This window comes from Gemmatimonadota bacterium (assembly GCA_009835325.1).
GTDB lineage: Bacteria > JAAXHH01 > JAAXHH01 > JAAXHH01 > JAAXHH01 > JAAXHH01.
In genome coordinates, this window is sequence record VXWP01000035.1 from 36,665 (window position 1) to 43,341 (window position 6,677).

A 6,677-nucleotide genomic window follows, 5' to 3' on the forward strand; every position below is an offset into this window, starting at 1 on the left:
CTTCTTCAATCGGTCCTCCTTTCACCCAGCAACGCGGCCCTGCTTTCCTTCGCCTTCGTCAGCGTCTCCACCAGTTCCGATTCGCGCCCCTCCTCGATCTGCGCCGCCAGGTCGTCGAGCAACCGCCTGGCGTCCTCGATGCCGCGCAGCAGGGGCCGCCCGTTGGTCAGGCAGATGTCGGCCATCACCTGCACGGTGGACGCGGCCAGGCGGGTCGTGTCCCGGAATCCCGACGCGGCGAACTCGCCCAGGCGTTCTTCCTCGCGTGCCGTCTTCTCCGCGGCGAGCGCCAGCACCACGGACAGCAGGTAGGGCAGGTGGCTGGTGACCGAGACGATCCGGTCGTGGCGCTCGGCGGGAATGACGGCGGGACGCGCCCCGATCCGGCGGACCAGGTCCTTGAGCAGGTCGAGGGCGTCTTCATCCACCTTGGTGGGCGGAACCAGGGCGAACGTCGCGTCCTGAAACAGCCCGTCATCGGCGTGATCGATGCCGGTGTGCTCCGTACCCGCCATGGGGTGTCCGCCGACGTACCGCCTGATGCCAGCCTGGCTGGCGACGGCGCAAACGATGGCCTCCTTGGTGCTGCCCAGGTCCAGGAGGATGGTCTCTCTACCGAGCAGCGGCGCGAGGCCGGGCAACATGTCCAGGATGGACCGCACGGGTGTGGCGAGGACGACCAGGTCGGCCCCTTCCACCCCTTCGGCCGTTTCCAGGTATCCCACGTCGATGGCGCCGCGCTCCTGGGCCCGGTCCAGCACGGCCCGGTCCAGGTCGACGCCCGCGACGCGTTCCGCCGCCCCCGCCTTCCGGACCGCCATGCCGAAGGAACCACCCAGCAGCCCCACGCCGATAATGGTGATGCGCATAGGCAAGCTCAGCCGATGGTACGGTTGACGGCCGTCGCGACCGCCTGCAGTTCCGGGATCAGGGAGGTCAGCGCTTCCGGAGTCAGGGACTGGTCCCCGTCGGACAACGCGCGTTCCGGCGTCGGATGCATCTCGATCATAAGACCGTCGGCGCCCACCGCCACGGCCGCCCGGGCGGCCGGTCCCACGAAATCGGCGTTGCCGGTCCCGTGGCTCGGGTCGATGAACACGGGCAGATGGGTGTATTTCTGCAGCACGGGCACGGCGGAGATGTCGAGCGTGTTCCGGGTCCAGGTCTCGAAGGTCCGGATACCCCTTTCACACAGGACGACGTTGTGGTTACCCGCCGCCAGGATGTACTCTGCCGCCAGGAGCATCTCCTCGAGCGTGGCGGACATGCCCCGCTTGAGCATGACGGGCTTGCTGCTCCGTCCCGCTACGTTCAGCAGCGGATAGTTCTGCATGTTCCGGGCGCCGATCTGCAGCATGTCCACGTATTCGGAGACCATGGGTTCCATCTCGGGCTCCATCACTTCCGAGATGGTCGGCAGGCCCGTTTCCTCGCTGACCCGGGCCATGATCTTCAGGCCCTCCTCGCCGAGTCCCTGGAAACTGTAGGGGGAAGTTCTCGGCTTGAAGGCGCCACCGCGGATGATGTGGGCGCCGGCCGCCCGGGCGTGTTGTGCCGCCTCCAGGAACTGGTCGTAGGATTCGACGGAACAGGGACCGGCGATAATGGCGATGCCGTCCCCGCCGATCGTCACGTCGCCCACCTTGAAACGGGTCTTGTGCGGCTGCACCTCCCGGCTTACCAGCTTGTAGGGCCGCTGGATGCGCTGAACGCGGTCCACCCCGTCCAGGATCTCGAACTGTTCGGGCGAAAGGCTCAGGGTATTGCCGATCACGCAGATGATGGACATCTCGTCGCCCTGGATGTCCCGTGGTTTACAGCCGAAGGCCCGGATCGTCTCCCGGACGTGCTCCTTCTCGTCTTCCGTTGCAGAAAGTTTCATCACAACCACCATTTCAGCCTCCCTCGGCAATGTCCGGCCGGAGCACGACGGCGCCGTCCAGGTAGACATGCCGTATTTCATCCTGAGATTTTTCCGTATTTACATGAACCAGCACCCGTACGCACCCGGGAAGACTCCCGGGGACCTCCATCTCCTGCGTGCAGAACAGGGGGATCGCGGTCCACCCCATCTGGCGCACGCCGTAGGCGGGTGTCTGCGCGTCGAGATCTTTCGTCGACGAAAAAAACACGCTGATGATGTGTTCCAGTTCGATGCGGTTTCGTTCGACTATTGTTGTAAGCAACCGACGCGATGCCTCACAAATGGCTTCGGAATCGTTCGATTCAACGGTTATCGCGCCGCGAATGCCTCGGACCATGATCCCTCCAGGGACAGTGAACGCTGGATATTACCCGATCAAAGCATGAAAGGGGAGGTGAATACGTGGGCGCCGCAAAGACCTGACCGGTCTCGTGGACGCCCACACGCATCTCCCTTTCGACGTGAAACCTGTATCATTGCAATGCTCCATGCGTACGGGCGCCTACCCGGCCCCACTCGCGATACTACCCCTGCACGGCCACCGGCGTATCCCGGTCCATGCCTGCCCTCAGAGAAGCTACGTATTCGCCCACGGACCGGAGCATGTCCTGCTCGCCGGCGTGCGCTTCCATCACATTGATGATGGCGCTGCCCACGATGACCCCGTCGGCCAGACGTGCGGCCTCGCCGGCCTGATCCGGCGACGAGATGCCGAATCCCAGCCCGAGGGGCCGGTCCGTGTGGGACCGCACCTGTGCCATGAACGCGTCCACCCCTTCCGCCAGTTCCCCCCGCGCGCCCGTGACGCCCGTCAGGGAGACGCAGTAGACGAATCCCGTGGTATGGCGGTTCACCAGTTCGATCCGTGCCGAAGTGCTCGTGGGCGCCACCAGGAAGACGACGGTGAGGCCGTGCCGGAGGCAGGCGTCGGACAGATCGGTCCCTTCCTCCGGCGGGAGATCGGGCACGATCAGCCCGTCCACCCCCGCACGGGCGGCATCCCGGCAGAAGTCCCCGATCCCGTACGCGAGCACCGGGTTGTAGTAGGTCATCAGAACCACCGGTATGCCGGTATGTTCCCGGATGGAAGCGACCGTCTCGACGATGGACCGCAGGGTCGTGCCCCCGGTCAGCGCCCGAAGCGCGGCGCGCTGGATCGTGGGGCCATCGGCGATGGGATCGGAGAAGGGCACGCCCAGCTCCACCAGGTCGGCCCCACGTCGGTCCAGTTCAACGACCAGCGCGGCCGTGGTTTCCAGGTCCGGGTCCCCCGCCATGACATAGGGGATCAGCGCCTTGCGGCCCGCGGACTTCAGCGATTCGAAGGTCTCTTCGATCCGGTTCATTCAGCGTCTCCTGTGCGCTCACCGTTCCGGGCCAATAACCCGTCCACCTGCTCGACGTCCTTGTCCCCGCGGCCCGACAGCCCGGCGACGATGACCTCCTCCCGGTCCATTTCCGGGGCGATCCGGGCGATATGGGCAATGGCATGGGCGCTTTCGAGCGCCGGAATGATGCCTTCGACCCTGGAGAGCAGCTCGAAGGCCTCCAGCGCCTCGTCGTCGGTCACGCTCACGTACTCCGCTCGGCCGGAGTCCTTCAGGTAGCTGTGCTCGGGTCCCACGCCGGGATAGTCGAGTCCCGCGGAGATGGAATGGGCCACCTGGATCTGGCCGTTCGCGTCCTGGCCGGTATAACTCATGGCGCCGTGCAGCACACCCGGCGTGCCCAGGCCCAGCGTGGCCGCGTGCATCCCCGTATCCAGCCCGTGTCCCGCGCCTTCCACGCCGACCAGGCGGACGCCGTCGCCCAGGAAGGGATGGAAGAGCCCGATGGCGTTGCTGCCGCCCCCCACGCAGGCGACGAGCACGTCGGGGAGCCGTCCTTCTTTCTCCAGGACCTGCTCCCGCGCTTCCCGGCCGATGACCGACTGGAAATCACGCACCATCATGGGAAAGGGATGGGGGCCCGCCACCGACCCGATGATGTAATGGGTATGGCGGACGTTGGTCGCCCAGTCGCGCAGGGCCTCGTTCAGCGCGTCCTTCAGCGTGCGGCTGCCCGCGTCGACGGCGATGACCCGGCTGCCCATCAGACGCATGCGGAAGACGTTCAGCGCCTGGCGGGCCATATCCTCGGAACCCATGTAGACGTCGCATTCCAGGCCGAAGCGGGCGGCCACGGTGGCCGTGGCCACGCCGTGCTGGCCCGCCCCGGTCTCCGCGATGACCCGTGGTTTCTTCATGCGCCGGGTAAGCAGGATCTGGCCGATGGTGTTGTTGATCTTGTGGGCGCCCGTGTGGTTCAGGTCCTCCCGCTTGAGATAGATCCGCGCTCCGCCCAGGGCCCGCGTCAGCCGCTCCGCGTAGTAGAGGGGGGACGGACGGCCCACGTAGTCCCGGAGGTAGTAACGGAACTCCTCCTCGAAGTCCGGGTCCCTTTTCGCCGCCTCGTACACTTCGAGCAGCTCGTCCAGGGCCGTCATCAACGTCTCCGGAACGTAACGGCCGCCGAATATGCCGAAGTGTCCGCGCTGGTCGGGCTGCGTGATTGCCGTCATCCTTCGCTCCCGTTCCCGAGGTGGTCAATCAGGGCCTCCAGGCCCAGCCGGTAGCTGTCGCTTCCGTGTCCGCAGATCTGCCTGAGCGCCACGGACTCGATATAGGAATGATGCCGGAACTTCTCCCGGGCGTGTATGTCCGACAGGTGGACTTCCACGACGGGCAGGCCCACGGCGACGATGGCGTCGCGCAGGGCGATGCTCGTGTGGGTGTAGGCGCCGGGATTGATCAGGATGCCGTCGGCCCAGCCGAGGGCCTGCTGGATCTCGTCCACCAGCACACCCTCGTGGTTGGACTGGCGGATGCGCATCTCGATCCCCCGTCCCGCCGCGGCTGTCTCGAGGGACCGGTTGATGTCCTCCAGCGTGTCCGTACCGTAGACTTCTGGTTCCCGGACGCCCAGCATGTTCAGGTTAGGGCCGTGCAACACGAGTATTTTCATCATGGTTTCGCCGATCCGACGCCGGTGCGCCGATGCGCCACCGATGCGCCGCCGATGCGCCGCCCTTCTAGTTCCCCGTCGCGAGGACGGACCGGATGTATTCGGCGGGCACGTCGTCGCGGACGGCCACTTCGCCGATGCGGTTCGGCAGAATGAAACGCGGGCGGCCTCCCACCGACTTCTTGTCGAACTCCATGGTCTCGATCGTCGCCGGGACGTCCAGCCCGTCGCAGCGGTGGGGCAGCCCCGTGCGCCGCACCAGTTCGATCAGCCGCCGGACGCTTTCGCCGTCCAGCATGTCCATGCGCTCCGCGACCCGGGCGGCGTAGACCATGCCGATGGCCACGGCCTCGCCGTGCAGCATGCCCGTCTGCGTCTCGATGGCGTGGCCCATGGTATGGCCGAAGTTGAGTATGGCCCGCCGTCCCTGTTCGCGCTCGTCGCCGGCGACCACTTCCGCCTTGATCTCGCAGGACCGCGCCACGAGGTGCGCCAGCACGCCGCGGTCGCGCTTCAGTATATCGTCCAGGCGCCCCTCAATATAGGCGAACAGGCCGGGGTCTGCAATGACGCCATACTTGATCACTTCCGCCATGCCCGCGCGCAGTTCCCGGTCCGGCAGGCTCTCGAGCGTATCCAGGCTGGCCAGCACGAGCAGGGGCTGGTAGAACGCGCCGATCAGGTTCTTTCCGCGGCGGTGGTCCACGGCCACCTTGCCCCCCACGCTGGCGTCCACCTGGGCCAGGAGCGAGGTGGGGACCTGGATGAACGGGACGCCGCGCAGGAAGGTGGCCGCGGCGAAACCGGCCAGGTCTCCGATGACCCCGCCGCCCAGCGCGATGACGGGGGATCGGCGGTCCATCCGGTGGGCCAGCATGGCGTCATAGAGCTTTTCGGCCCAGGGAAGCGACTTCTGCGCCTCGCCGTCCGGTACTTCGACCAGGTCAGGTTCGAACCCGGCCGACCGCAGCGAGTCCGTCGTCCGGCCTCCGTAGCGTTCCGCGATGCCCGGATGGGTCACGACCAGCGCGCGACCGGTCAGATCGAAGGATTTCAACCGGGATCCCAGCCGGTCGAGCACATCGGGCCCGATCACGATGTCATAGCTGTCGGGACCGAGGTCCACCCGGATCACGCGTTCTGTACTTTCTACCAGGGTCTTGACCATCTCCACCGCTTCCTCGATCGTATGCCGCGACGTGTCGATTTCGTGGTCCGCCCGTCCGTAGACCGGCGCGCGTTCGCGCTGGAGCGACCGGATCCGTTCCAGCGGGTCTACCCCGGCCAGGAGCGGCCTGGTCCCTGAATCGCCGCGCGTACGCGCCAGGACCGTCTCTGCCGGCGCCTTCAGGTGAATGACCGGACCCAGCGACCGCAGCACGGCGAAGTTGTCCGGATCGAGCACCGCGCCGCCACCGGTGGCGACCACCCTGCGCACCCCGTCGGCGAGACCCCGGATGACCGCTTTCTCGATCGTCCGGAAACCGGTCTCCCCCCGCTGCTCGAAGATTTCGGGGATACGCGCCGCGGCCTTCTTCTCGATCAGCGCGTCGGTGTCCACGAAGGGTACGCCCAGGGCGCGCGCGAGTCGCCAGCCCACCGCCGTCTTGCCCGTGCCCATGAAGCCGATCAGGACGATGCCGCCGGATTGCTGTTTTCCACGTTCAGCCACTTCCCGTCCGCCTGTTGTCCTTGCCGTTTCCATCGCTAGTAACGCGCCAGCTGGTCCATGTAGCCCAGGTAGTTGCGC

7 protein-coding genes are annotated in these 6,677 nt (G+C 66.4%); all 7 read right to left on the reverse strand.

What is annotated here, in order from left to right:
• Window positions 1–5: 5 nt before the first annotated feature.
• The 7 genes from F4Z81_04060 to F4Z81_04090 all read right to left on the reverse strand — a co-directional run bounded on the left by F4Z81_04060 (window position 6) and on the right by F4Z81_04090 (window position 6,632).
• A complete protein-coding gene (locus tag F4Z81_04060; GenBank protein ID MXW04228.1) occupies window positions 6–869 on the reverse strand; it encodes a prephenate dehydrogenase in 864 nt (287 codons plus the stop codon).
• Window positions 870–877: 8 nt separating this feature from the next.
• Window positions 878–1,894 carry a 3-deoxy-7-phosphoheptulonate synthase gene (gene aroF, locus F4Z81_04065; GenBank protein ID MXW04229.1) on the reverse strand — a complete coding sequence of 339 codons (1,017 nt, stop codon included), beginning with the start codon at window positions 1,892–1,894 and terminating at the stop codon, window positions 878–880.
• 1 nt (window position 1,895) lies between these two features.
• Complete coding sequence (aroH, locus tag F4Z81_04070; GenBank protein MXW04230.1) at window positions 1,896–2,264, reverse strand: chorismate mutase; 369 nt, start codon at window positions 2,262–2,264, stop codon at window positions 1,896–1,898.
• 184 nt (window positions 2,265–2,448) lie between these two features.
• Window positions 2,449–3,270 (reverse strand): tryptophan synthase subunit alpha, encoded by an 822-nt coding sequence (locus tag F4Z81_04075; protein ID MXW04231.1) that lies wholly within the window; start codon window positions 3,268–3,270, stop codon window positions 2,449–2,451.
• Window positions 3,267–4,475, reverse strand: a complete 1,209-nt coding sequence (gene trpB / locus F4Z81_04080) for a tryptophan synthase subunit beta (protein ID MXW04232.1) — start codon at window positions 4,473–4,475, stop codon at window positions 3,267–3,269. Before trpB ends, F4Z81_04075 begins: the two co-directional genes overlap by 4 nt.
• A gap of 5 nt (window positions 4,476–4,480) precedes the next feature.
• Window positions 4,481–4,930 carry a type II 3-dehydroquinate dehydratase gene (aroQ, locus tag F4Z81_04085; protein MXW04233.1) on the reverse strand — a complete coding sequence of 150 codons (450 nt, stop codon included), beginning with the start codon at window positions 4,928–4,930 and terminating at the stop codon, window positions 4,481–4,483.
• A gap of 64 nt (window positions 4,931–4,994) precedes the next feature.
• Entirely contained in the window at window positions 4,995–6,632 is a 1,638-nt protein-coding gene (locus F4Z81_04090; GenBank protein MXW04234.1) for a 3-dehydroquinate synthase, read from the reverse strand.
• Window positions 6,633–6,677 lie beyond the last annotated feature (45 nt).